At 70.8% G+C, this 24,905-nt stretch carries 22 protein-coding genes; 3 read left to right on the forward strand and 19 right to left on the reverse strand.

The genetic code is table 11. The annotated features are described in order from the left end of the window. Positions 1-42: 42 nt before the first annotated feature. From nuoN to IF83_RS0125815, 14 genes are all read right to left on the reverse strand, one after another. Positions 43-1,695, reverse strand: coding sequence for an NADH-quinone oxidoreductase subunit NuoN (gene nuoN / locus IF83_RS0125750; protein WP_030548112.1), 1,653 nt, complete (start codon positions 1,693-1,695; stop codon positions 43-45). Next, positions 1,692-3,335, reverse strand: a complete 1,644-nt coding sequence (locus tag IF83_RS0125755) for an NADH-quinone oxidoreductase subunit M (protein WP_030548114.1) — start codon at positions 3,333-3,335, stop codon at positions 1,692-1,694. The genes nuoN and IF83_RS0125755 overlap by 4 nt, the downstream gene beginning before the upstream one ends. A gap of 2 nt (positions 3,336-3,337) precedes the next feature. Further along, entirely contained in the window at positions 3,338-5,278 is a 1,941-nt protein-coding gene (nuoL, locus tag IF83_RS0125760) for an NADH-quinone oxidoreductase subunit L (protein WP_030548116.1), read from the reverse strand. A 12-nt stretch (positions 5,279-5,290) separates the two neighbouring features. After that, positions 5,291-5,590, reverse strand: a complete 300-nt coding sequence (gene nuoK, locus IF83_RS0125765) for an NADH-quinone oxidoreductase subunit NuoK (RefSeq protein ID WP_019707766.1) — start codon at positions 5,588-5,590, stop codon at positions 5,291-5,293. After that, positions 5,587-6,411, reverse strand: a complete 825-nt coding sequence (locus IF83_RS0125770; protein ID WP_030548119.1) for an NADH-quinone oxidoreductase subunit J — start codon at positions 6,409-6,411, stop codon at positions 5,587-5,589. The genes nuoK and IF83_RS0125770 overlap by 4 nt, the downstream gene beginning before the upstream one ends. Further along, complete coding sequence (gene nuoI, locus IF83_RS0125775) at positions 6,408-7,019, reverse strand: NADH-quinone oxidoreductase subunit NuoI (protein ID WP_030548121.1); 612 nt, start codon at positions 7,017-7,019, stop codon at positions 6,408-6,410. The genes IF83_RS0125770 and nuoI overlap by 4 nt, the downstream gene beginning before the upstream one ends. Further along, complete coding sequence (gene nuoH, locus IF83_RS0125780) at positions 7,009-8,421, reverse strand: NADH-quinone oxidoreductase subunit NuoH (RefSeq protein ID WP_051723413.1); 1,413 nt, start codon at positions 8,419-8,421, stop codon at positions 7,009-7,011. The genes nuoI and nuoH overlap by 11 nt, the downstream gene beginning before the upstream one ends. Beyond that, positions 8,418-11,030 (reverse strand): NADH-quinone oxidoreductase subunit G, encoded by a 2,613-nt coding sequence (locus IF83_RS0125785; protein WP_030548125.1) that lies wholly within the window; start codon positions 11,028-11,030, stop codon positions 8,418-8,420. Before IF83_RS0125785 ends, nuoH begins: the two co-directional genes overlap by 4 nt. After that, positions 11,027-12,412 (reverse strand): NADH-quinone oxidoreductase subunit NuoF, encoded by a 1,386-nt coding sequence (nuoF, locus tag IF83_RS0125790; RefSeq protein ID WP_037681379.1) that lies wholly within the window; start codon positions 12,410-12,412, stop codon positions 11,027-11,029. The genes IF83_RS0125785 and nuoF overlap by 4 nt, the downstream gene beginning before the upstream one ends. Next, on the reverse strand, positions 12,409-13,209 hold the full coding sequence (gene nuoE / locus IF83_RS0125795) for an NADH-quinone oxidoreductase subunit NuoE (protein WP_037681390.1): 801 nt from the start codon (positions 13,207-13,209) through the stop codon (positions 12,409-12,411). The genes nuoF and nuoE overlap by 4 nt, the downstream gene beginning before the upstream one ends. Positions 13,210-13,250: 41 nt before the next feature. Continuing rightward, positions 13,251-14,573: an NADH-quinone oxidoreductase subunit D gene (locus tag IF83_RS0125800; RefSeq protein ID WP_030548131.1), complete on the reverse strand. Its 1,323-nt coding sequence runs from the start codon at positions 14,571-14,573 to the stop codon at positions 13,251-13,253. 109 nt (positions 14,574-14,682) lie between these two features. After that, positions 14,683-15,459: an NADH-quinone oxidoreductase subunit C gene (locus IF83_RS0125805; RefSeq protein ID WP_030548133.1), complete on the reverse strand. Its 777-nt coding sequence runs from the start codon at positions 15,457-15,459 to the stop codon at positions 14,683-14,685. After that, on the reverse strand, positions 15,456-16,010 hold the full coding sequence (locus IF83_RS0125810) for a NuoB/complex I 20 kDa subunit family protein (protein WP_030548135.1): 555 nt from the start codon (positions 16,008-16,010) through the stop codon (positions 15,456-15,458). The genes IF83_RS0125805 and IF83_RS0125810 overlap by 4 nt, the downstream gene beginning before the upstream one ends. 18 nt (positions 16,011-16,028) lie before the next feature. Next, positions 16,029-16,388 carry an NADH-quinone oxidoreductase subunit A gene (locus tag IF83_RS0125815; RefSeq protein ID WP_019707756.1) on the reverse strand — a complete coding sequence of 120 codons (360 nt, stop codon included), beginning with the start codon at positions 16,386-16,388 and terminating at the stop codon, positions 16,029-16,031. 827 nt (positions 16,389-17,215) lie between these two features. On the opposite strand from IF83_RS0125815, the gene IF83_RS0125820 reads away from it, so the two are divergent. After that, on the forward strand, positions 17,216-18,043 hold the full coding sequence (locus IF83_RS0125820; RefSeq protein WP_030548137.1) for a C40 family peptidase: 828 nt from the start codon (positions 17,216-17,218) through the stop codon (positions 18,041-18,043). Positions 18,044-18,180: 137 nt separating this feature from the next. Here the strand turns inward: IF83_RS0125820 and IF83_RS0125825 are convergent, their stop codons facing one another. From IF83_RS0125825 to IF83_RS0125840, 4 genes are all read right to left on the reverse strand, one after another. Further along, entirely contained in the window at positions 18,181-18,606 is a 426-nt protein-coding gene (locus IF83_RS0125825; RefSeq protein ID WP_030548144.1) for a PIN domain nuclease, read from the reverse strand. Next, positions 18,603-18,812 carry a type II toxin-antitoxin system VapB family antitoxin gene (locus tag IF83_RS0125830; protein WP_030548146.1) on the reverse strand — a complete coding sequence of 70 codons (210 nt, stop codon included), beginning with the start codon at positions 18,810-18,812 and terminating at the stop codon, positions 18,603-18,605. Before IF83_RS0125830 ends, IF83_RS0125825 begins: the two co-directional genes overlap by 4 nt. A gap of 65 nt (positions 18,813-18,877) precedes the next feature. Beyond that, positions 18,878-20,164, reverse strand: coding sequence for a geranylgeranyl reductase family protein (locus tag IF83_RS0125835; RefSeq protein WP_030548147.1), 1,287 nt, complete (start codon positions 20,162-20,164; stop codon positions 18,878-18,880). Between the two features lie 445 nt (positions 20,165-20,609). After that, the gene (locus IF83_RS0125840) at positions 20,610-21,608 is read right to left on the reverse strand and encodes an asparaginase (RefSeq protein WP_030548148.1); all 999 of its coding nucleotides are present in this window, start codon (positions 21,606-21,608) and stop codon (positions 20,610-20,612) included. 237 nt (positions 21,609-21,845) lie between these two features. Here IF83_RS0125840 and IF83_RS0125845 point away from each other — a divergent pair, with 237 nt between their 5' ends. After that, the gene (locus IF83_RS0125845; protein ID WP_030548149.1) at positions 21,846-22,301 is read left to right on the forward strand and encodes an Lrp/AsnC family transcriptional regulator; all 456 of its coding nucleotides are present in this window, start codon (positions 21,846-21,848) and stop codon (positions 22,299-22,301) included. Positions 22,302-22,690: 389 nt separating this feature from the next. After that, complete coding sequence (locus IF83_RS0125850) at positions 22,691-24,352, forward strand: cation:proton antiporter (protein WP_030548150.1); 1,662 nt, start codon at positions 22,691-22,693, stop codon at positions 24,350-24,352. Between the two features lie 141 nt (positions 24,353-24,493). Here the strand turns inward: IF83_RS0125850 and IF83_RS33875 are convergent, their stop codons facing one another. Then, the gene (locus IF83_RS33875) at positions 24,494-24,805 is read right to left on the reverse strand and encodes a hypothetical protein (RefSeq protein ID WP_158711106.1); all 312 of its coding nucleotides are present in this window, start codon (positions 24,803-24,805) and stop codon (positions 24,494-24,496) included. Positions 24,806-24,905: the final 100 nt, after the last annotated feature.

A 24,905-nucleotide genomic window follows, 5' to 3' on the forward strand; every position in this document is an offset into this window, starting at 1 on the left:
CCTGCTGTCAGGGGCGGCGGCCCGTCGCCGTGCCGTGGTGGGTCAGCGCACGAAGACCCCCGCCTGGCCGGCCAGGTCGAGGAAGTACTGCGGCGCGATGCCGAGCACGAGCGTGGCGACGACACCCACCGCGATGGCCGCGGAGGTCAGCGCGCTGGGCACGGCGACCGTCGGGCCGCCGGCCTGCGGCTCGTTGAAGAACATCAGCACGATGACGCGGATGTAGAAGAAGGCCGCGATGGCCGACGAGACCACACCGACCACGACCAGCGCGCCCGCGCCGCCCTCCGCCGCCGCCTTGAACACCGCGAACTTCCCCGCGAACCCGGAGGTCAGCGGGATGCCCGCGAAGGCCAGCAGGAAGATCCCGAAGGTTGCCGCGACCAGCGGGGACCGCCGGCCCAGCCCGACCCACTTCGACAGGTGCGTGGCCTCGCCGCCCGCGTCGCGGACCAGCGTCACCACGGCGAAGGCGCCGACCGTGACGAAGGAGTAGGCCAGCAGATAGAAGAGCACCGAGGAGATGCCGGACGGCGTGGTGGCCACGACACCGGCCAGGATGAACCCGGCGTGGGCGATCGACGAGTACGCCAGCAGCCGCTTCACATCGGTCTGGGTGACCGCGACGATCGCGCCGACCGTCATCGTGACGATGACGACGCCCCACATCACCGGCCGCCAGTCCCAGCGCATCCCCGGCAGCACCACGTACAGGATCCGCAGCAGCGCGCCGAAGGCCGCGACCTTGGTGGCCGCCGCCATGAAGCCGGTGACCGGGGTCGGGGCGCCCTGGTAGACGTCCGGCGTCCACATGTGGAACGGGACGGCGCCGACCTTGAAGAGCAGGCCCATCAGCACCAGCGCGGCGCCGATCAGCAGCAGCGCGTCATTGCCCATGGTGGCCGCCACGGCGGGCTCCACCTGCTGGAGGTCACCGGAGATCACCTGCGCGATGCCGCCGTAGGTGACGGTGCCCGCGTAGCCGTACAGCAGCGCGACGCCGAACAGCAGGAACGCCGAGGAAAAGGCGCCGAGCAGGAAGTACTTGACCGCCGCCTCCTGCGACAGCAGCCGCTGCCGGCGGGCCAGCGCGCACAGGACGTACAGCGGCAGCGAGAGGACTTCCAGGGCCACGAAGAGCGTCAGCAGGTCGTTGGCCGCCGGGAAGACCAGCATGCCGGTGACCGCGAACAGCAGGATCGGGAAGACCTCGGTGGTGGTGAACCCGGCCTTCACCGCGGCCTGTTCGGCCGGTCCGCCGGGGGTGGCGGCGCCCTGCGCGGCGAAGGAGTCCACCCGCTTGCCGTGCGCCACCGGGTCCAGCCGCCGCTCCGCGAAGGTGAGGACGGAGAGGAGGGCCACCAGCAGCACGGTGCCCTGGAGGAAGAGCGCCGGGCCGTCGACGGCCAGCGCGCCCATCGCCGCCACCTTGGCCTTGTCCGTGCCGTGCCCGCCCGCCGCCAGGCCGATGACGGAGGCGAAGGCCGCGGCCAGGCCGACCGAGGTCAGCCCGACCTGGGCGTAGTAGCGGGCCCGGCGCGGCAGGAACGCCTCGAACAGGATCCCGACGACCGCCGCGCCCAGCACGATCAGCACCGGGGCGAGCTGGACGTACTCGATGTCCGGGGCCTCGATCTTCAACGGCGCCTCGGCCGAGGTCGTCCACAGGCTGTGGACGGATGCCATGGGGCTCACTTCGCGGCCTCCACATCAGGTGACGGAATGTCGACGTCGGGCTCGGGGTCCGTCTTCCGCACGTCCGACATGGTGTGCTCGACAGCCGGGTTGACGATGTCCGTCAGCGGCTTCGGGAAGACGCCGAGGAAGATCAGCAGGGCGATCAGCGGCGTCACGACGGCCAGTTCCCGCAGCCGCAGATCGGGCATCTTCAGCACGCCCTTCCCCACCGGCCCGGTCATGGTGCGCTGGTAGAGCACCAGGACGTAGATCGCGGCGAGGACGATGCCGATGGTGGCGATGATGCCGATCACCGGATACCGGCTGAAGGTGCCGACCAGCACCAGGAACTCGCTGACGAACGGGGCGAGTCCGGGCAGCGACAGCGTGGCCAGACCGCCGATCAGGAAGGTGCCGGCCAGCACCGGGGCCACCTTCTGCACCCCGCCGAAGTCGGCGATGAGCCGCGAGCCGCGCCGCGAGATCAGGAAGCCGGCGACGAGCATCAGCACCGCCGTCGAGATCCCGTGGAAGACCATGTAGAGGGTCGCCCCGCTCTGGCCCTGGCTCGTCATCGCGAAGATGCCGAGGATGATGAAGCCGAAGTGGGAGACGGAGGCGTAGGCGATCAGCCGCTTGATGTCCCGCTGGCCGACCGCCAGCAGCGCGCCGTAGACGATGCTGACCAGGGCCAGTACCAGCACCACCGGCGTCGCCCACTCGCTGGCCTCCGGGAAGAGGCCGAGGCAGAAGCGGAGCATCGCGAAGGTGCCGACCTTGTCCATCACCGCGGTGATCAGCACGGCGACCGGGGCCGTCGACTCGCCCATGGCGTTGGGCAGCCAGGTGTGCAGCGGCCACAGCGGCGCCTTCACCGCGAAGGCGAAGAAGAAGCCGAGGAAGAGCAGCCGCTCGGTGGTGGTCGCCATGGTCAGCTCACCGGAGGCGCGGGCCTCGGTGATCCGCTGGAGCGAGAAGGTGCCCTCGCCGAGCTGGTCGGCGGTGACGGCGTAGAGCCCGACGACCGCGGCGAGCATGATCAGGCCGCCCGCCAGGTTGTAGAGCAGGAACTTCACGGCGGCGTAGGTGCGCTGCTTGGCCGCCTCCTCGTCGCTCTGGGCGTGCGCCCGGTCCCCGAAGCCCCCGATGAGGAAGTACATCGGGATGAGCATGGCCTCGAAGAAGATGTAGAAGAGGAAGACGTCGGTCGCGGCGAAGGAGATGATCACCATCGCCTCGACCATCAGCATCAGCGCGAAGAAGCCCTGCACCGGCCGCCAGCGCCGGCCGGGCCGGTCGCCGTTCTCCTCGGCCGCCGGATCGGCGTCGCGCCAGGCGGCGAGGATGATGAAGGGCATCAGCAGCGCGGTGAGCCCGATCAGGGCGGCGCCGATACCGTCCACGCCCAGCTCGTAGCGGACGCCGAAGTCGGCGATCCAGGCGCGGGACTCGGCCAGTTGGTAGCGGTCCCCGCCCGGGTCGAAGCGGGCCAGCACCACGCCCGCCAGCACCAGGGTGCCCAGCGAGAAGAACAGCGCCGTCCACTTGGCGGCGGCGCGCTTCGCGGCGGGCACGGCCGCGGTCGCGATCGCTCCCAGCGCCGGCAGCACGGCCGTGGCCGTCAGCAGCGGGAAGCCGTCGTTGACAACAGAAGACATGATCAGACCGCCCTCATCAGCAGGGTCGCGGCGATCAGGACCGCCGTACCGCCGAACATCGAGACCGCGTAGGAGCGGACGAAGCCGTTCTGCATCCGCCGCATCCGGCCGGAGAGTCCGCCGACCGCCGCCGCGGTGCCGTTGACGACCCCGTCCACGCCCTTGTTGTCGACGTAGACCAGACCGCGGGTCAGATACTCGCCCGGCTTCACCAGCACGACGTGGTTGAAGTCGTCCTGGAGCAGATCGCGGCGGGCGGCCCGGGTGAGCAGCGAGCCGCGCGGCGCCGTGGCCGGCACGGGCTTGCGGCCGTACTGCAGCCAGGCCACGAGCACACCGAGCAGCAGGACGACGACGGTCGCGCCGGTCACGGCCGCCGCGCTCAGCGGGGAGTGGCCGTGGTCGTGTCCGGTGACCGGCTCCAGCCAGTGCAGGAAGGAGCTGTTCCAGCTGAACAGCCCGCCCGCGAAGACCGATCCGAAGGCCAGCACGATCATGGGGATCGTCATGGACTTGGGCGACTCGTGCGGGTGCGGCATCGTGTGGTCGCCGGCCGTCTCGGCGGCGGGCTCCACGTCCGGCGCGTCCGGGGAGGGCGTCGGGGCCCAGCGCTTCTCACCGAAGAAGGTGAGCAGCATGACGCGGGTCATGTAGTACGCGGTGATCGCGGCGCCCAGCAGGGCCACGCCGCCCAGAATCCAGCCCTCGGTGCCGCCCTTGGCGAAGGCGGCCTCGATGATCTTGTCCTTGGACCAGAAGCCGGACAGGCCCGGGAAGCCGATGATCGCCAGATAGCCGAGGCCGAAGGTGACGAAGGTGACCGGCATGTACTTTCGCAGGCCCCCGTACTTCCGCATGTCGACCTCGTCGTTCATGCCGTGCATGACCGAACCGGCGCCGAGGAAGAGCCCGGCCTTGAAGAAGCCGTGGGTGACCAGGTGCATGATCGCGAAGACGTAGCCGATCGGGCCCAGTCCGGCGGCCAGCACCATGTAGCCGATCTGCGACATCGTCGAGCCGGCCAGCGCCTTCTTGATGTCGTCCTTCGCGCTACCGACGATCGCACCGAAGAGCAGCGTGACCGCGCCGACGATGGCGACGACGAGCTGCGCGTCCGGCGAGCCGTTGAAGATGGCGCCGGAGCGGACGATGAGGTAGACGCCGGCGGTGACCATGGTGGCGGCGTGGATGAGGGCCGAGACCGGGGTCGGGCCCTCCATCGCGTCACCCAGCCAGGACTGCAGCGGCACCTGGGCCGACTTGCCGCAGGCCGCCAGCAGCAGCATCAGGCCGATGGCCGTCAGCATGCCCTCGGAGGTCTCGCCCGCCGAGGCCAGCACCGGCTCGAAGGCGAAGGTGCCGAAGGTCGTGAACATCAGCATGATCGCGATCGACAGGCCGAGGTCGCCGACGCGGTTGACGATGAACGCCTTCTTGGCGGCGGTGGCCGCGCTCGGCTTGTGCTGCCAGAAGCCGATCAGCAGGTAGGACGCCAGGCCGACGCCCTCCCAGCCCGCGTACAGCAGCAGGTAGTTGTCGGCCAGGACCAGCAGCAGCATCGCCGCCAGGAACAGGTTGAGATAGCCGAAGAATCGGCGGCGCCGCTCGTCGTGCTCCATGTAGCCGATCGAGTAGATGTGGATCAGCGAACCCACACCGGTGATCAGCAGTACGAAGGTCATCGACAGCTGGTCCAGCTGGAAGGCGACATCCGCCTGGAAGCCCTCCACGGGCACCCAGCTGAACAGGCGCTGGTGCAGGGCGCGGTCCTCGCCGTCCCGGCCCAGCATGTCGGCGAAGAGCACCGCGCCGACGACGAAGGAGGCCACCGCGAGCGCCGTGCCGATCCAGTGCCCGGCGCGGTCCAGCCGCCGGCCGCCGCACAGCAGCACGGCCGCGCCGAGCAGCGGCGCCGCGACGAGCAATCCGATGAGGTTCTCCACTTCTTCGACCCCTTACAGCTTCATCAGAGAGGCGTCATCGACCGAGGCCGAGTGGCGGGTACGGAAGAGCATCACGATGATCGCCAGACCGATCACGACCTCCGCGGCGGCGACGACCATCGTGAAGAAGGCGATGATCTGCCCGTCGAGGTTGCCGTGCATCCGGGAGAAGGCGACCAGCGTCAGGTTGCAGGCGTTCAGCATCAGCTCGACGCACATGAACACGACGATCGCGTTGCGCCGCAGCAGCACCCCGGCGGCGCCGATGGTGAACAGCAGGGCGGCGAGATAGACGTAGTTCACCGGGTTCACTTGCCGGCCTCCTCAGATGTGGCGTCCCGGCGCTCCAGCCGCACCTCGGAGCGCTGCTCCAGGGCGGCCAGCTGGGCCAGCGCGTCCCCGGACACGTCGCGGACCTGGCCGCGGGCGCGCAGCGTCGCGTTGACGGTGAGTTCCGAGGGCGTGCCGTCGGGCAGCAGCCCGGGGATGTCCACGGCGTTGTGCCGGGCGTAGACGCCGGGGGCGGGCAGCGGCGGGACGTGCTTGCCCTCGCGGACCCGGCGCTCGGCGAGTTCCCGCTGGCTGGGCATGCGCTCGGTGCGCTCGCGGTGGGTGAGGACCATCGCGCCGACGGCGGCGGTGATCAGCAGGGCGCCGGTGATCTCGAAGGCGAACACGTACTTGGTGAAGATCACCTCGGCCAGCCCCTGGACGTTCCCGCCGGAGTTGGCCGTGCCGAGCCCGGCGAAGGTGGAGAGCGAGGCGTTGCCGATGCCGGCGATCAGGAGGATGCCGAAGCCGAGGCCGGTGAGGGCGGCCAGCCAGCGCTGGCCCTTCAGGGTCTCCTTGAGCGAGTCGGCGGCGGTGACGCCGACGAGCATCACCACGAACAGGAACAGCATCATGATCGCGCCGGTGTAGACGACGATCTGGACGACGCCCAGGAAGTAGGCGCCGTTGGCCAGATAGAACACCGCCAGGATGATCATGGTTCCGGCGAGGCAGAGCGCGGAGTGGATCGCCCTGCGCAGCAGGATCGTGCCGAGCGCCCCGAGGACGGCCACGGTGCCCAGCACCCAGAACTGGACGGCCTCCCCGGTGGAGGTGGTGTAGGCGGCGGCGAGCGTGTTCATCGTTCGACCACCTTCTCGGAGGCGGGCTCGCCCGGGCCGAAGTCGGAGGCCGCGTCCTGCGGCATCTCGCCCTTGGAGACGGCCGGCTGCTGGACGGTCCCGGGGGCGGCCTCGGTGACCAGGCCCCGGTAGTAGTCCTGCTCGGTCATGCCCGGGAAGATCGCGTGCGGCGAGTCGACCATGCCCTCCCTCAGCCCCGCGAGCAGCTCCTCCTTGGTGTAGATGAGCGACTCGCGGGTGCGGTCGGCGAGCTCGTACTCGTTGGTCATGGTGAGCGCCCGGGTGGGGCAGGCCTCGACGCAGAGACCGCAGAGGATGCAGCGCAGATAGTTGATCTGGTAGACGCGGCCGTAGCGCTCGCCCGGCGAGTAGCGCTCCTCGTCGGTGTTGTCGGCGCCCTCGACGTAGATGGCGTCGGCGGGGCAGGCCCAGGCGCAGAGTTCGCAGCCGACGCACTTCTCCAGCCCGTCCGGGTGGCGGTTGAGCTGGTGCCGGCCGTGGAACCGGGGCGCCGTCGGCTTCTTCTCCTCCGGGTACTGCTCGGTCAGCCGCTTCTTGAACATGGCCTTGAAGGTCACGCCGAAGCCGGCCACGGGGTTATCGGGCATTGTCGGCCTCCTCTCCGTTGGTCGTCGCGTCGGAACCGGCGGCGACGGTCACGGGCGGCTGCTCGTGACGGGGACGCCGGCGCGGAACCGGGGGCAGCGTCTGCCCCGGCATCGGCGGCACGGGGTAGCCGCCGGCCATCGGGTCGAACTCGCCCCCGGCGCCCCCGCCCTCCGCGCCGGTGCCGTCCGGCTGCTCCTGCCTGCCGCGGAAGAGGTCCGCGACGAAGGACAGCAGCAGGACCACGAGCACGGCGCCGATCACGTAGAACGCGATCTCCTGGAAGTCGTAGTTCTCGTTCCGCAGGGCCCGGACGGTGGCGACCATCATCAGCCAGACCATCGCGACCGGGATGAGGACCTTCCAGCCGAGCTTCATCAGCTGGTCGTAGCGGACCCGGGGGAGGGTGCCGCGCAGCCAGATGAAGCCGAAGAGCAGGAGGTTGACCTTGATGACGAACCAGAGCATCGGCCACCAGCCGTGGTTCGCGCCCTCCCAGAAGGTGCTGACGGGCCAGGGCGCGCGCCAGCCGCCGAGGAAGAGGGTGACCGCCACCGCCGAGACGGTGACCATGTTGATGTACTCGGCGAGCATGAACATCGCGAACTTGATCGACGAGTACTCGGTGTTGAAGCCGCCGACGAGGTCGCCCTCGGACTCCGGCATGTCGAACGGCGCCCGGTTGACCTCACCGACCATCGACACCATGTAGATGAGGAAGGACACCGGCAGCAGGATCGCGAACCAGCGGTCCTCCTGCGCGTCCACGATGGCCGAGGTGGACATCGAGCCGGAGTAGAGGAAGACGGCCGCGAAGGACAGGCCCATCGCGATCTCGTACGAGATCACCTGGGCGACCGAGCGCATGCCGCCGAGCAGCGGGTACGTCGAGCCGGAGGACCAGCCGGCGAGCACGATGCCGTAGATGCCGACGGAGGCGACCGCCAGGATGTACAGCACGGCGATCGGCAGGTCGGTCAGCTGCAGCGCGGTGCGCTCGCCGAAGATCGACACCTCGTTGCCGGGCGGGCCGAAGGGGATCACCGCGATCGCCATGAAGGCGGGGACGGCCGCGACGATCGGCGCCAGGACGTAGACGAGCTTGTCGGCCCGCTTGACGATGATGTCTTCCTTGAACATCAGCTTGGCGCCGTCGGCGAGCGACTGGAGCAGACCCCAGGGGCCGTGCCGGTTGGGGCCGATGCGCAGCTGCATCCAGGCGACGACCTTGCGCTCCCACACGATGGAGAACAGCACGGTCAGCAGCACGAACGCGAAGCAGAAGACCGCCTTGAGGGCGACGAGCCACCAGGGGTCGCCGCCGAACACCGACAGGTCCTCGGCCGCGAGGTGCAGGGTCCGGCCGGGCTCCGCGGCCGCGGCCCACAGCGGGGCGGAACTCATGAGCGCGCCTCCTCGGCTTCGGTGCCCGCCGCGGCGATGGCCGCCGCGAGCCGGACGAGCTCCCCGGGACGGGCCCCGGTGTCGGCCGTCACGCCGCCGCCCACCGAGTTCAGCGGCAGCCAGACGACGCGGTCGGGCATCTCCGTGATCCGCAGCGGCAGTTCGACCGAACCGGCGGGACCGGAGACCCGCAGCGGCTCGCCCTCGGCGATCCCGGTCTCGGCGGCCGTGGCCGCGGAGAGCCGGGCGACCGCTTCGTGCCGGGTGCCGGCCAGCGCCTCGTCACCGACCTGGAGGACGCCCTGGTCGAGCAGGAGCCGGTGGCCGGCGAGGACGGCCTCGCCCGCGGACGGGCGGGCCGCGGACCGGGCGGTGCCGCCCGCGGGACCGCCGTAGTCGGAGTCGCCGGGCCCGGCGGGCACGGCACCGGCCCAGCCGCCGAGCCGGTCCATCTCCCGGCGGACGGCGAGCAGATCGGGCAGGGCGAGCCGGGCGGCGGACCGCTCGGCGCCGCGCTCGCCGTCACCGGCGCGGAGGTCCGCGAGGGTGTCGGCGAGCATGTGCAGCACGCGGCTGTCGGAGACGACGTGGCGGCGGGTCATCTGGTCGGGCTTGATGGCCGCCTCGAACATGCGGGCCCGGCCCTCCCAGTTGAGGAAGGTGCCGGCCTTCTCGGCGACGGCGGCGACCGGCAGGACCACGTCGGCCCGCTCGGTGACCTCCGAGGGCCGCAGCTCCAGGCTGACCAGGAAGCCCACCTCGTCCAGGGCCCGCCGCGCCAGCGCCGGGTCGGGGAGGTCCGCGACCTCCACGCCGCCGACGATCAGCGCGGCCAGTTCGCCGGTGGCCGCGGCCTCGATGATCTCGCCGGTGTCCCGGCCGAGGCGGTGCGGCAGTCCGGCGGCGGAGACGCCCCAGGCGGCGGCGGTCTCCTCCCGGGCGCGCGGGTCGGTGGCCGGGCGGCCGCCGGGCAGCAGCCCGGGCAGGGCCCCGGCCTCGATCGCGCCCCGCTCGCCGGCCCGGCGCGGGATCCACACCAGCCGGGCGCCGGTGGCGGTCGCGGCCCGTACGGCGGCGGAGAGCGCGCCCGGGGAGGCGGCCAGCCGTTCGCCGACGACGATCACGGCGCCCTCGGCGCGCAGCGCGTCGGCCGCGGCCTCGCCGTCCGCCTCCAGGCCGATCCGGCCGGCGAGGGCGTCCAGCCACTCGGCCTCGGTGCCCGGCGCGGCCGGCAGCAGGACGCCGCCGGCCTTGATCAGGCCCGGGGTGGCCCAGGGGGCGAGGGAGAAGGTCTTCTGGCCGTGCTTGCGCATGGCCTTGCGGAGCCGCAGGAAGACGCCGGGGGCCTCCTCCTCGGACTCGAAGCCCGCCAGCAGGACGGCGGGCGCCTTCTCCAGCGAGGTGTACGTGACGCCGGTGCCGTCGAGGTCCTTGCCGCGTCCGGCGACCCGGGAGGCCAGGAAGTCGGCCTCCTCGGCGCTGTGGACGCGGGCGCGGAAGTCGATGTCGTTGGTGTCGAGGGCGATCCGCGCGAACTTGGCGTACGCGTAGGCGTCCTCGGCGGTGAGCCGGCCGCCGGTCAGCACACCGGTGCGGCCGCGGGCGGCGGAGAGCCCGCGGGCCGCCGCCTCCAGGGCCTCCGGCCAGCTTGCCGGCTCCAGTTCACCGCTCTCGGCGCCGCGCACCAGCGGGGTGGTGAGCCGCTCCGGCCGCTGGGCGTAGCGGAAGGCGAAGCGGCCCTTGTCGCACATCCACTCCTCGTTGACCTCCGGGTCGTTGCCCGCGAGGCGCCGCATGACCTTGCCGCGCCGGTGGTCGGTGCGGGTGGCGCAGCCGCCCGCGCAGTGCTCGCACACGCTGGGCGAGGAGACCAGGTCGAACGGGCGGGAGCGGAACCGGTACGCGGCCGAGGTGAGCGCGCCGACCGGGCAGATCTGGATGGTGTTGCCGGAGAAGTAGGACTGGAACGGGACGTCCTCTCCGGTGCCGATCTGCTGCAGCGCGCCGCGCTCCAGCAGTTCGATCATCGGGTCGCCGGCGATCTCCTTGGAGAAGCGGGTGCAGCGGGCGCAGAGCACGCAGCGCTCGCGGTCCAGCAGCACCTGGGTGGAGATCGGGACGGGCTTCTCGTACGTCCGCTTCTGTCCCTCGAAGCGGGTGTCGGCCTGGCCGGTGCTCATCGCCTGGTTCTGCAGCGGGCACTCGCCGCCCTTGTCGCAGACCGGGCAGTCCAGCGGGTGGTTGATGAGGAGGAACTCCATCATTCCGCGCTGGCTCTTCTCGGCCACGGGCGAGGTGAGTTGAGTCTTCACCACCATCCCGTCCGTACACGTGATCGTGCAGGAGGCCATGGGCTTGCGCTGGCCCTCGACCTCGACCATGCACTGACGGCAGGCGCCAACGGGATCGAGGAGGGGGTGGTCGCAGAACCGCGGGATCTCGATGCCCAGTTCCTCGGCGGCGCGGATGACGAGCGTGCCCTTGCGGACGCTGGTCTGGATGCCGTCGATGGTGAGCGTGACGAGGTCCTCCGGCGGCACGGCCGCCTCACCGCTCCCGGAGGACCCCGCGGCGGAGCCGCTGTTGGACGCTGCGGCGGTGACGGTCATGCGTTCACCTCCAGGTGAGAGGTCGTGGGCCCGTCGGCCCAGAGGGTGGAACGGGCCGGGTCGAAGGGGCAGCCCCGGCCGGTGATGTGCTGCTCGTACTCCTCGCGGAAGTACTTCAGCGAGGAGAAGATCGGGCTGGCGGCGCCGTCCCCGAGCGCGCAGAACGCCTTGCCGTTGATGTTGTCGGCGATGTCGTTCAGCTTGTCGAGGTCGGACATCTTGCCCTTGCCGGCCTCGATGTCCCGCATGAGCTGGACGAGCCAGTAGGTGCCCTCGCGGCAGGGGGTGCACTTGCCGCAGGACTCGTGGGCGTAGAACTCGGTCCAGCGGGTGACGGCGCGGACCACGCAGGTGGTCTCGTCGAAGCACTGGAGCGCCTTGGTGCCGAGCATGGAGCCGGCGGCGCCGACGCCCTCGTAGTCGAGGGGGACGTCGAGGTGCTCGTCGGTGAGGAGCGGGGTGGAGGAGCCGCCGGGCGTCCAGAACTTCAGCCGGTGCCCGGGGCGCATCCCGCCGCTCATGTCGAGGAGCTGGCGCAGGGTGATGCCGAGCGGGGCCTCGTACTGGCCGGGGCGCGCCACGTGCCCGGAGAGCGAGTAGAGCGTGAAGCCCGGGGACTTCTCGCTGCCCATCGAGCGGAACCACTCCTTGCCGCGGGCGAAGATGGCGGGCACGGAGGCGATGGACTCGACGTTGTTCACCACGGTGGGGCAGGCGTAGAGGCCGGCGACCGCGGGGAACGGGGGCCGCAGCCGGGGCTGGCCGCGGCGGCCCTCCAGCGAGTCCAGCAGCGCCGTCTCCTCACCGCAGATGTACGCGCCGGCGCCGGCGTGCACGGTGATGTCGAGCTTCTTGCCGCTGCCGAGGGCGTCGGGTCCGAGGATGCCCGCCGCGTACGCCTCGCGCACCGCCTCGTGGAGCCGGCGGAGGACGGGGACCGTCTCACCGCGCAGGTAGATGAAGGCGTGGCTGGAGCGGATCGCGTGGCAGGCGATCACCATGCCCTCGATGAGGGAGTGCGGGTTGGCGAAGAGGAGCGGGATGTCCTTGCAGGTGCCGGGCTCCGACTCGTCGGCGTTGACGACGAGGTAGTGCGGCTTGCCGTCGCCCTGCGGGATGAACTGCCACTTCATGCCGGTGGGGAAGCCGGCGCCGCCGCGGCCGCGGAGGCCGGCCTCCTTGACGTAGGCGATGACGTCGTCGGGGTCCATCGCGAGGGCCTTGCGCAGCCCCTGGTAGCCGTCGTGGCGGCGGTAGGTCTCCAGGGTCCAGGACTCGGGCTCGTCCCAGAACGCGGAGAGCACCGGGGAGAGGAGTTTCTCGTGGCCCATCCCGGCTCCGTTCCCGTTGCCGTTGCCGCCGGTGCGGTCGGACGCGGTCATCGCTCGCCCTCCTCGGACACCGGTCCGGCCGGGTTGGCCGGGTCGGACGCGGCGGTCTTCTGCGGGGCGTCGTGCGAGCTGGGGTGGGTGTCCCGCTGCTCGCCCGTGGGGGCCGCGCCGTGCGACGGCCCGGTGGCGCCCGGTTCCGGTTCGCCCTTGGCCAGCCGGAGTCCGGCCAGCGAGGCCGGGCCGGCGCCGCCGCTCTCCGCGACCGCGCCGGGCCGCTCGTCGGGGAAGCCGGCCAGGATGCGGGAGGTCGCCTTGAAGTCGCAGAGCTTGGCGCCGCGGGTCGGGGCGACCTCGCGGCCGGCCCGCAGGTCGTCGACGAGCGCCTTGGCGCTCTCCGGCGTCTGGCTGTCGAAGAACTCCCAGTTGACCATCACGACGGGCGCGTAGTCGCAGGCCGCGTTGCACTCGATGTGCTCCAGGGTGACCTTGCCGTCCTCGGTGGTCTCCTGGTTGCCGACGGCCAGGTGTTCCTTCAGCTCGTCGAAGATCTGGTCGCCGCCCATGACCGCGCACAGCGTGTTGGTGCAGACGCCGACCTGGTAGTCGCCGGAGGGCTTGCGGCGGTACATGGTGTAGAAGGTCGCGACGGCGGTGACCTCGGCGGTGGTCAGCCCGAGCATCTCGGCGCAGAACTTGACGCCGCTGCGGGTGACGTACCCCTCCTCGGACTGCACGAGGTGGAGCAGCGGCAGCAGCGCGGAACGGCTGTCCGGATAGCGGGAGATCACCTCCTTCGCGTCCGTCTCCAGCCGGGTGCGGACCTCGGCGGGGTAGTCGGGGGCGGGCATCGCGGGGATGCCGAGCGCCACCTCGCGGTTGGCTGGTGTGGTCACCGGTCCACGCCTCCCATCACGGGGTCGAGGGATGCGACGGCGACGATGACGTCGGCGACCTGGCCGCCCTCGCACATCGCCGCCACGGCCTGCAGGTTGGTGAAGGAGGGGTCCCGGAAGTGGACCCGGTACGGGCGGGTGCCGCCGTCGCTGACGGCGTGCACGCCCAGCTCGCCCTTCGGGGACTCCACCGCCGCGTACGCCTCGCCCGGCGGGACCCGGAAGCCCTCGGTGACCAGCTTGAAGTGGTGGATGAGGGCCTCCATGGAGGTCCCCATGATCTTCTTGATGTGGTCCAGGGAGTTGCCGAGTCCGTCCGGGCCGAGCGCGAGCTGCGCGGGCCAGGCGATCTTCTTGTCGGCCACCATCACCGGGCCGGGCTCCAGCCGGTCCAGGCACTGCTCGACGATCTTCAGGCTCTGCCGCATCTCCTCCAGCCGGATCAGGAACCGGCCGTAGGAGTCGGCGGTGTCGGCGGTCGCCACCTCGAAGTCGTAGGTCTCGTAACCGCAGTAGGGGTCGGCCTTGCGCAGGTCGTGCGGGAGGCCGGTGGAGCGGAGGACGGGGCCGGTGACGCCGAGCGACATGCAGCCGGTCAGGTCGAGGTGGCCGACGTTCTGCAGGCGCGCCTTGAAGATCGGGTTGCCGGTGGCCAGGGCGTCGTACTCCGGGAGGTTCTTCCGCATCTGCTTGATGAACTCGCGGACGGCGTCGACGGTGCCGGCCGGCAGGTCCTGGGCGAGGCCGCCGGGGCGGATGTACGCGTGGTTCATCCGCAGGCCGGTGATCAGCTCGAAGAGGTCCAGGACGAGTTCGCGGTCGCGGAAGCCGTAGATCATGATCGTGGTGGCGCCCAGCTCCATGCCGCCGGTGGCGATGGCCACCAGGTGGGAGGAGATCCGGTTGAGCTCCATCATCATCACGCGGATGACGTTCGCCCGGTCCGGGACGTCCGCCTCGATGCCGAGCAGCTTCTCCACGGCCAGGCAGTACGCCGTCTCGTTGAAGAACGGCGTGAGGTAGTCCATGCGCGTGACGAAGGTGGTGCCCTGCGTCCAGGTCCGGTATTCGAGGTTCTTCTCGATGCCGGTGTGCAGATAACCGATGCCGCAGCGGGCCTCGGTGACCGTCTCGCCGTCGATCTCCAGGATGAGCCGGAGCACGCCGTGCGTGGACGGGTGCTGCGGGCCCATGTTGACGATGATGCGCTCGTCGTCCGCCTGGGCCGCGGCCTGGGCCACCTCGTCCCAGTCACCGCCGGTGACGGTGTAGACCTTGCCCTCGGTGGTCTCGCGCTCCTGCGCGTGCGAGGTCGTCATCGGGTCCCTCCCCGCGTGGTCGTGGCCTGCCCGCCGGGCCCCGTGGGGGCCGCGGCCGGCGGCTGCTGGTGCGTCTCGGGGGCCGGTCGCCCCCCGGGGATGCGCGGCATCAGTGGTACGACCTCCGCTGGTCGGGGGCCGGGATCTGGGCACCCTTGTACTCGACGGGGATGCCGCCGAGCGGGTAGTCCTTGCGCTGCGGGTGGCCCTGCCAGTCGTCCGGCATCATGATCCGCGTCAGCGCCGGGTGGCCGTCGAAGACCAGCCCGAAGAAGTCGTACATCTCGCGCTCGTGCCAGTCGTTGGTCGGATAGACCTCGACGACCGAGGGGATGTGCGGGTCGCTGTCCGGCGCGCTCACCTCCAGCCTGATCACCCGGTTGTGGGTGATGGAGCGCAGGTGGTAGACGGCGTGCAGCTCGCGGCCCTTGTCGTCCGGGTAGTGGACGCCGCTGACGCCCATGCACAACTCGAAGCGGAGCGCCGGGTCGTCGCGGAGGGTGCGGGCCACCCGGGGCAGGTGCTCGCGGGCGATGTGGAAGGTCAGTTCGTTCCGGTCGACGACGGTCTTCTCGATGGCGTTCTCCGGGAGCAGGCCCTGCTCGTCCAGGGCGCCCTCGAGTTCGTCCGCGACCTCGTCGAACCAGCCGCCGTACGGGCGGACGGCCGGGCCGGGCAGCCGCACGGTGCGGACCAGCCCGCCGTAGCCGGAGGTGTCGCCGGGGCCGTCGGCGCCGAACATGCCGCGGCGGACGCCGATGGCCTCGCCGCGGTCGCCGCGGTTGCCGGGCAGGTTCTGGGTGTTGAGGTCCTGGTCGGGGTTGACCCCGCTCGCCCCGGCCTCGCGGCCGGTCGGCGCGCTCTCGTTCCCGTTCTTCTCGCTCACCTCAGCAGGCCCTTCATCTCGATCGTCGGGAGCGCCTTGAGCGCCGCTTCCTCCGCCTCGCGGGCCGCCCGCTCGCGGTTGACGCCGAGCTTGGAGCCCTGGACCTTCTCGTGGAGCTTGAGGATGGCGTCGAGCAGCATCTCGGGACGGGGCGGGCAGCCGGGCAGATAGATGTCGACGGGGACGATGTGGTCGACGCCCTGCACGATCGCGTAGTTGTTGAACATGCCGCCGCTGGAGGCGCAGACGCCCATGGAGATGACCCACTTGGGGTTGGGCATCTGGTCGTAGACCTGGCGCAGCACCGGGGCCATCTTCTGGCTCACCCGGCCGGCCACGATCATCAGGTCCGCCTGCCGCGGCGAGCCGCGGAAGACCTCCATGCCGAAGCGGGCGAGGTCGTAGCGGCCGGCTCCGGTGGTCATCATCTCGATGGCGCAGCAGGCGAGTCCGAACGTCGCCGGGAACAGCGACGACTTGCGTACCCAGCCCGCGGCCTGCTCGACCGTCGTCAGCAGAAAGCCGCTCGGAAGTTTCTCTTCGATACCCATGGCTTCTCCTCCCGTCCCCTAGTCCCAGTCCAGTCCGCCGCGGCGCCAGACATAGGCGTAGGCGACGAAGACGGTGAGCACGAAGAGGAGCATCTCGACGAGTCCGAAAATCCCGAGCATGTCGAAGGAGACGGCCCAGGGGTAAAGGAAGACGATCTCGATATCGAAAATGATGAAGAGCATCGCCGTCAGGTAGTACTTGATCGGGAACCGCCCGCCGCCGGCCGGCTGCGGCGTGGGCTCGATCCCGCATTCGTACGCCTCGAGTTTGGCCCGGTTATAGCGCTTCGGGCCGACGATCGACGCCATGACCACGGAGAAGATCGCGAAGCCTGCACCGAGGGCGCCGAGCACGAGGATGGGTGCATAGGCGTTCACGCTGCTCGCTCCTTCCAGTCGACGGTGACTGCTGGTCCCCCGCCCTGGGCGGAGGGGCGGCCGCACCGTGGCCGCCCCACGAAGATCGTGATTATGTGAGGCAGTTCACAAGCCCAGGCCGATGGCATCTTATGCCCGGGGCTCTGTGAGCTGCGACACGGGGGTCACCTCGACCTTTGTGATCTCCACCACCCGGCCGGCGGACGGAAAAGCGGAAGCCCGCGAGGGCCTGGACGCTCTGCGTCCACCTGACCACTCACCGCGATACAACCCTTAGTCACCGCAGGTCAGAGCGTTGCTTGCACTATCAATAACCAAGGCCGGAAAACAAATTGGCGCTGGACGGCAGCAAGTGATAGATGCCGCGCGGCCGTCGGCCCCATCGGTCGCCGACGGGACGGACCGCCGGCCCGGCCCCAAGATCGTTGGCACGTGCACGGATTCACGTACGGATCCGGCGGCCGGACCCGGATCGGAACGGCCGGCTTCCGACGCCCCGCGGGAGCGGTTCCATCGCCCGCCGCACCGGACGGCGTCGGCTCACTCCGCCGACGGACCCCCGGGGAGCCGGAATACGTGAGCTTTCCCACCCCGCCCCCGGTGAACGGAAACGGTGGTTGATCCGTACGCGGAGGGGGTGCTAAGCCCGGAACAAAACGGGCGAACCCTTGAAAGGGCTAGCTCATGACGGGTTTGTGAATCCGCTATCACAGCGCGATAACGACACCTGAAGATCGAGTTCCGGTTATTGCCGTCGCGTACGCGTCAACTGTGGCCCATCCCACTTCTGTTGATCGCGGCGACAATTCTTTGATAGCCAGGACCCCATGGCCCATACCGCTCACATACCCAGCCACCGGAAACCCCGGCGCAACGTCTCCACCAGAACGCTGCGTTCCGGAGTTGCCGGTGGCGTCCTCAGCACCATCGCCGTGACGGCGGCGGCCTCCTCCGCCAACGCCGCGCCCGCCGCCCAGACGGCGGAAATGCCCACCATCAGCGCCTCGTTCGCCGAGGACGCCGCGATGTCCACCGCCGCCACCCAGCAGGCGGCCCTGAACCTGGAGATCGCGAGCGAGCGGGAAGCCCTCGCCGCCGCGGAGAAGAAGGCCGCGAAGCAGGCCCGTGCCGAGGCCGAACGGAAGGCCGAGGCGGAGCGCAAGGCCAAGGCGAAGGCCGCCGCGGAGCGCGCCGAGGCCGCCCGCGAAGCCGCCGCGGAGCGCTCCGACCGCTCCGAGGACCGCACGAAGCTCAGCACCGCCGCCGCGTCCACCGCCTCGCAGGCCGGCTCCTCCGCCACGGGAAGCGCCGCCACCGTGGTGAACTTCGTCAAGGCGCAGGTCGGCAAGGCGTACGTCAGCGGCGCCGTCGGCCCCTCCGCGTACGACTGCTCGGGCCTCACCACCGCCGCGTTCCGCACCGTGGGCGTCTCCCTGCCGCGGGTCTCCCAGGACCAGTCGACGGCGGGCACCCCGGTGTCGCTGAGCAATCTCCAGCCGGGCGACATCCTTTACTGGGGCAGCGCCGGCAGCGCGTACCACGTGGCCGTCTACATCGGCGACGGCAAGTACGTCGGCGCGCAGAACTCCAGCACGGGCGTCGTCGAGCGCACCCTCGACTGGGACCCGCCGACGGGCGCCGTCCGCGTCCTCTGACAGACCCTCACCCCGCAGGCCCGTCCCGGGCACCCAGAGCACCCGGGCCCGCCCGGGCCACGCGGCGCACACGCCAAGGGCCGTCATCCCGTTCGAGGATGACGGCCCTTGGTGCGTCCGGCCGCCGGGGAAAGGCGCTACTTGGCCGAGTCCGGGTCAGCCAGCCAACAGGTGGGTTGGCCGGTGTGCCGGGCGATGGTCTCGAAGTCGCGGTCGTGATGGAGAAGGGTCATACCCGAGAGTTCGGCCACCGCCGCGACCATGAGATCCACGGGACCGGCCGATCGGTGTTCGCCATGGTCGGTGAGGAGCTGCTGGATCTCCCGGGCCCGCTGCAGTATGCCGTCGGGCACGGGAGTCCAGCTGAACAGCCACCGCAGCCGCTCCTGCTTGTTCTCCCTGTCCGGCCCGGAGCGGGCCGAGTAGAGCAGTTCGAGTTCCGTGATGTCACACAGAGCGATCAGCCCGCGAGTGAGTGCCTCGCCCCAGCGGCCGTCGTGTTCATCACTGAGCAGCAACCGGGCGGCCGCCGACGTGTCGATCAGATAGGGAGGCGAACTCACCCGCGATAGTTCCTCTTGTCGAGCAGGATGTCGAAGTCGCCCTGGGCGCCCATTTCCCGGAGCTCGGCAAGCGCCTTGGCACGCTTCCGAAACCGGGCGACCTCCAGCAGAGCGGTGTTCACCGTGTCCTTCTTCGTCGCCGTTCCCAGTATTTCGGCGGCTTCGGCGAGCGCGTCGTCATCCACCTCGACCAGCAGCTTGGACATGAAGCCTCCCTTATATAGGAGACGTCAGTCTATATATAGAGAGGTCTCACGTCCAACCGTGCCCGTCAGGCCCGCGGGGCCACCTTGCTGAGGCCGTTGATGATGCGGTCCATCGCGTCGCCGCCCGTCGGGTCGGTGAGGTTGGCCAGCATCTTGAGGGTGAAGCGCATCAGCAGCGGGTGGGTCAGGCCACGTTCGGTCGCGATCTTCATGACCTTCGGGTTGCCGATCAGCTTCACGAAGGCGCGGCCCAGGGAGTAGTAGCCGCCGTAGGTGTCCTTGAGGACCTTCGGGTAGCGCTGGAGGGCCAGTTCGCGCTGGGCCGGGGTCTGCCGGGCGTGCGCCTGGACGATCACCTCGGCGGCGATCTGCCCGGACTCCATGGCGTAGGCGATGCCCTCGCCGTTGAACGGGTTCACCAGGCCGCCCGCGTCACCGACCAGCAGCAGACCGCGGTGATAGTGCGGCTGCCGGTTGAAGGCCATCGGCAGCGCGGCCCCGCGGATCGGGGTGGTCATGTTCTCCGGGACGTAGCCCCAGTCCTCCGGCATCGAGGCGCACCAGGCCTTGAGCACCTCGCGCCAGTCCAGCTCCTTGAAGGCCGAGCTGCTGTTGAGGATGCCGAGGCCGACGTTGGAGGTGCCGTCGCCCATGCCGAAGATCCAGCCGTAGCCGGGCAGCAGCCGGTCCTGGGGGCCGCGCCGGTCCCACAGCTCCAGCCAGGACTCCAGGTAGTCGTCGTCGTGGCGGGGGGAGGTGAAGTACGTGCGGACGGCCACGCCCATCGGCCGGTCCTCGCGCCGGTGCAGGCCCATCGCCACCGACAGCCGGGTGGAGTTGCCGTCGGCGGCCACCACGACCGGGGCGTGGAAGGTGACGGGCGTCTTCTCCTCGCCGAGCTTCGCCTCGACGCCGGTGATGCGGCCGGTGCGGGGGTCGAGGATCGGGGCCCCGACGTTGCAGCGCTCGTGCAGCCGGGCCCCGGCCTTCTGGGCGGCGCGGGCGAGCTGCTCGTCGAAGTCGTCGCGCTTGCGGACGAGTCCGTAGTCGGGGAACGAGGCCAGCTCCGGCCAGTCCAGCTCCAGCCGGACCCCGCCGCCGATGATCCGCAGGCCCTTGTTGCGCAGCCAGCCGGCCTCCTCGGAGATGTCGATCCCCATGGCGACCAGCTGCTTGGTGGCGCGCGGCGTCAGGCCGTCACCGCAGACCTTCTCGCGCGGGAAGGCCGTCTTCTCCAGCAGCAGGACGTCCAGCCCGGACTTCGCCAGGTGGTACGCGGTCGCCGAGCCGGCGGGTCCGGCGCCGACGACGATGACATCGGCGCTGCGCTCGTTGAGGTCGGTGTCGGTCACGTCGGCACTCCCGGCGAGAGGCGGAGCGCAGGCCCTCGTGGGGGCGGCCTGCGGGGAACGGCTCAAGTCTATGCAGGGGCACGGACGGTGTTCGGCCGGGTCGGCCTCCGGCAGCGGGGCCGCCGTCCGGCGCCGCCGGGCGTCCCGGCGGCAGTCCCGGCGGACGGCGCCGGGGTGAGGCGGGGCGGGGCGGCGCGGACCGGACCGCACCCCGGCCCGGCGGGCCGGCCGTGAAGCCGTACGGGGTGTCGCGGGGGCGCCGTACGGATGGACGGCCATATCAGCCGGAGCCCCGGTTCCGGGTGGAACCGGGGCCTCCGTGGGGGGAGTTGGGGGGACGTGGGTCCGGACGTCCGGGGGCCCGGGCCGGACCGGGGCGCGGCCGGGCCGGAGCCGAGCCGGCCCTCGCGGCCCGGGCCCGTACCCGGGCCCGGACCCGGGGGGGTCAGGCCGGGACCGGGGCCTCGCTCGGGTCAGCGATACGGCGCAGGGTGGCCGTCTGCTCCGCCGTGTCCGCGGAGGACATCAGGGCGGCCAGGACCGCCATCCGCGACTGCCCGGCCCGCAGGGAACCGGTGGGCACCGCGCCGGCCTCGATCAGGTCCACGGCCCCGCCGCCCGTGTAGATGGGGGTGACGGGGCCCGCCGGGACGCGGGTCGTGAGGGCGACCAGCACCCCCCGCCCGACGGCTCGCGTGACCGCTTCCGTGAACGCCGGGGTGGCGTTGCCCGCGCCGGTGGCGACGAGCACGATGCCGCGGGCACCGGCCTCCACGGCGGCGTCGAAGAGCAGCGGGTCGGCGTCGGCGTGGTGCATGACCATGTCGACGCGCGGCAGGGGCGCCTCGACGGGCGGCAGCGGCAGCGCCTCCGTGCGCTCGGGGCGGCGCCGTACGGTGACCCGGCCCCAGCCGACCTTGCCGACCGCGTCGCAGGACGGGTCGTGGAAGGCGTCGGGGGCGGTGGTGTGGGTCTTGATCGTGCCGCGGGCGGCGTGGATCCGGCCGGCGAAGACGGCCAGGGTGCCCAGGTCCTCGACGGAGGCGGCGGTCAGCAGGGCGTCGTAGAGATTGCCGGCGGCGTCGCCCTCGGCGTCCTCCAGCGGGCGCTGGGCGCCGGTGAAGACGACGGGGCGGCGGTCGGCGTGGTGCAGGTCGAGGAGGAAGGCGGACTCCTCCAGGGTGTCGGTGCCGTGGGTGACGACGACCCCGTCGACGCCCGGGTCCTCCAGCACCTCGTGGACCGCGCGCAGCAGGGTGATCTGGTGCGCGGTCGTCAGCCGGGGGCTGTTGACCGTGAAGAGATCGACGACTTCGGTGGTCACGTCCTCGGGGAGATCGGCGGCGGCGAGCACGTCCTGCCCCGCCGCGTCCGCCGCGTATCCCTTGCCCTGCCAGCGGCTGGCTATCGTCCCGCCCGTGGTGACCACGACGACACGTCGCATACTGCCCCCTCGCCCGTCCGGAATCCGGAGAAGAACCTTGAAGGAAGAGCACCCGGGCCGACGGCTCGGCGCGCTCCGGGATCCTTGAACGGAACCCGTGGGCGGCCCGAGCCCGCGCCCGGAGAAGACCCATACGGACGAGTAACCTCGTCCCACCAGCAAGAATAGCCAGTTTTGCCCAAAATAAGTTGCCAAGTCCTGTGGTCTACGCGCCTTGATTTGGCAGACAATGACGCCATGGACGCCATCGACCGCAGCATCTTGCGCGAACTCCAGAAGGACGGCCGGCTCACCAACCAGGAACTGGCCCAGCGGGTCGGCCTCTCCCCCTCCCCCTGCCTGCGCCGGGTCCGCCAGCTCGAACAGGACGGCGCGATCCGCGGCTACCGCGCCCTGCTGGACCCGGCGGCGGTGGGCCGGGGCTTCGAGGTGCTCGTCTCCGTGGAGGTCCGCCGCGACCGCGAGACGGTGGAGGCCTTCGAGGACGCCCTGCAGGACCTCCCCGACGTGGTCGAGGCCTACCGCCTCTTCGGCAGCCCGGGCTGCCTGCTGCGGATCGCGGTCGCGGACATCGAGACGTACGAGCGGCTCTGGATCGAGAAGATCACGGCCCTGCCGGGGGTGACGGAGGTCAACTCCCAGATCGTGATGAAGCGCATCAAGGAGCCGCAGGGACTGCCCATCGGGGGCTGACGCCGGTCCGGCCGACGGCCGGGCCAAGGCGACCCGGAGGGACGCGTCCCCGGCCGGCGCGGCCAACCGGCCGGGGATACGCCGGTGTTCGGGACAGGCGGCGGCTCGCGGGGCGGGAACTCGGCGAGGGCGCCGCGTCCGGTGTGTAGCCTGAGCGGGCAAACGCGGCTTTTTCGGCTTTATTCGGGTGGCCCCCGGGGAGGGCGTGGCGCGACTCGGTCAGGTGCGGGGAGTTACCGACTCGTCCCGTCCCTCACGGGAGCCGCGCCGCGAACCGGGCGGCACAGCCGGGCGGGCCGGGCGGACCGCCGCAACGGGACCCGAGGCGCTCGTTCCGGGACCGCGTCCGCGTACCGCCCTGAACGGACGGCCCTGAACGGACGGGAGCCATGAGTCTGAACGGGTTCGCCCTGATCGCCGTCGTCCTGGCGGTCTCCGCAGCCGTCGGGCTGCTGGCCGTACGCCTGCGGCAGCCGCTGATCGTCGGGTTCATCGGCGTGGGCGTCCTGGTCGGCCCGACCGGCTTCGGCTGGGTGGAGGCGCAGGGCACGGTCGATCTGCTGGCGCGCATGGGGATCGCGATCCTGCTGTTCCTCGTGGGGCTGCGACTGGATCTGCATCTGATCCGGACCACCGGACCGATCGCCGTGGCCACCGGACTCGGCCAGATCCTGTTCACCTCGGTCATCGGCTTCTTGATCGCCATCGGCCTCGGCATGGACACGGTGACGGCCCTGTACGTGGCCGTGGCCCTGACCTTCTCCTCCACGATCATCATCGTGAAGCTGCTGTCCGACAAACGGGAGCTGGAGCAGCTCCACGGGCGCATCGCGGTCGGCTTCCTCATCGTCCAGGACATCGTCGTGGTCCTGGTGATGATCGTCCTGACCGCGTTCGGCCGCGAGGCCGACGGCAGCCTGCCCGTCCACATCGCCCTGGTCTTCGCCAGGGGGTTGGGACTGCTGGCCGGTGCGGCCCTGCTCATGCGCTACGTGCTGCCGCGGCTGGTGCGCCAGGTGGCCCGCTCCCCGGAGCTGCTCGTCCTGTTCGGCGTGGCCTACGCCGCCCTGGTGGCCACGCTGAGCGACTGGCTGGGTTTCGGCACCGAGGTCGGGGCGTTCCTCGCGGGCGTCTCGCTCGCCGGCACCCCGTACCGCGACGCGCTCGGCGCCCGGCTCGTCAGCCTGCGGGACTTCCTGCTGCTGTTCTTCTTCCTGGAACTGGGCGCCCGCCTGCAGTTCGACGACGCCTCCCAGCAGCTCGCCCACGCGGCGGTCCTCTCCGTCTTCGTCCTCGTGGGCAACCCGCTGATCGTCGTCCTGATCGTGACAGCCATGCGCTATCCGGTACGGGTGGGGTTCCTGGCCGGGCTGGCAGGGGCGCAGATCTCCGAGTTCTCCCTCATCCTCGCCGCCCTCGGGCTCGGCCTCGGCCACATCACCGGGGCCACGGTCAGCCTCATCACCGTCGTCGGCCTCGTCACCATCGGCGGATCCACCTATCTGATCCTCTACTCCCAGCAGATCTACGCACGCCTGGAACGCCGGCTGTCCGTGCTGGAGCGGACGGACGGAAGAAAACGGGACCTCGCAGGACACGAGCGGGAGGCCGACGTGATCCTCTACGGTCTGGGCCGCTTCGGCGGAGCCGTCGCCGACCGGCTCGGCCGGGCGGGACACCTCGTCCTGGCCGTGGACCACGACCCCCACCGCGTCGCCCGCAACGACCGGGAGGGCGTCGCCGCAGTGTTCGGCTGCGTGGAGGACATGCACCTCCTCGAAACCCTGCCCCTCTCCCACGCGCGCTGCGTGATCAGCACGGTGCCTCTCCCGGAGACCGGGAAGGCCCTCGTCCAGGGCCTGCGGCAGTTCGGTTTCCGGGGGAGAGTGGTGCTCACCGCCCGCTCCGGGCACGACGCCGAACTGCTCGACGAGGCAGGCGCCGACCTCGTCCTCCAGCCGTACCCCCTGGCGGCAACGGCCACGGCCGAACTCCTCGCCGGCCTCCTGCGCCGGGGCGGCAGCGGGGGCGGCCCGGGCGGGCGGGGGTGAGCGGGGCTCCCTTGCTCACCGCACGGGGGCCGAGCCGGGACCGCCCCCACTCGCCGCGCCGGCGACCTGCCCCTTCACCGTCCCCCCGCACACCGCGCCCTTCCGTTCCACTTCCGACCGCAAATCTGATTCAATTGCACGCTACTCCCGGCTTCCTCGCGCGGCGTTGACGCGAGCGGTGAGCAATTGAACCCACGGGTTTTCGACGTTCCTCGAGTACTCCGCATTCTGAGCATTTGGCGCCGATTCAATCAGATGCAGCAGGGTCCACGAAAGGCCGTAACAGTTGTCGAGGCCGAAGCACACCGCCAGCACCTGTGCCTCTTCATCCGAGACCGGCGCGGTAATGTTCTCAAGAAGCTGCTGAGCCCGAGCGATTTCCTCTTCGGAAGCGTCCTCTGAGGGGAGCGGTCCCGCGCCAATCAGGTCTTCGATCTCGCGCCGAACTGGCATCCTGCACTTCCCTTCTAAAGGCGACCAATGCTCCGATAGTAGGCGAGTAGACCCTGGGTTCCCTTGTTGTAGTAGCCGGGATCACCATATTGCTGTTGCC

Source organism: Streptomyces albus subsp. albus (genome assembly GCF_000719865.1).
Lineage (GTDB): Bacteria > Actinomycetota > Actinomycetes > Streptomycetales > Streptomycetaceae > Streptomyces > Streptomyces albus_E.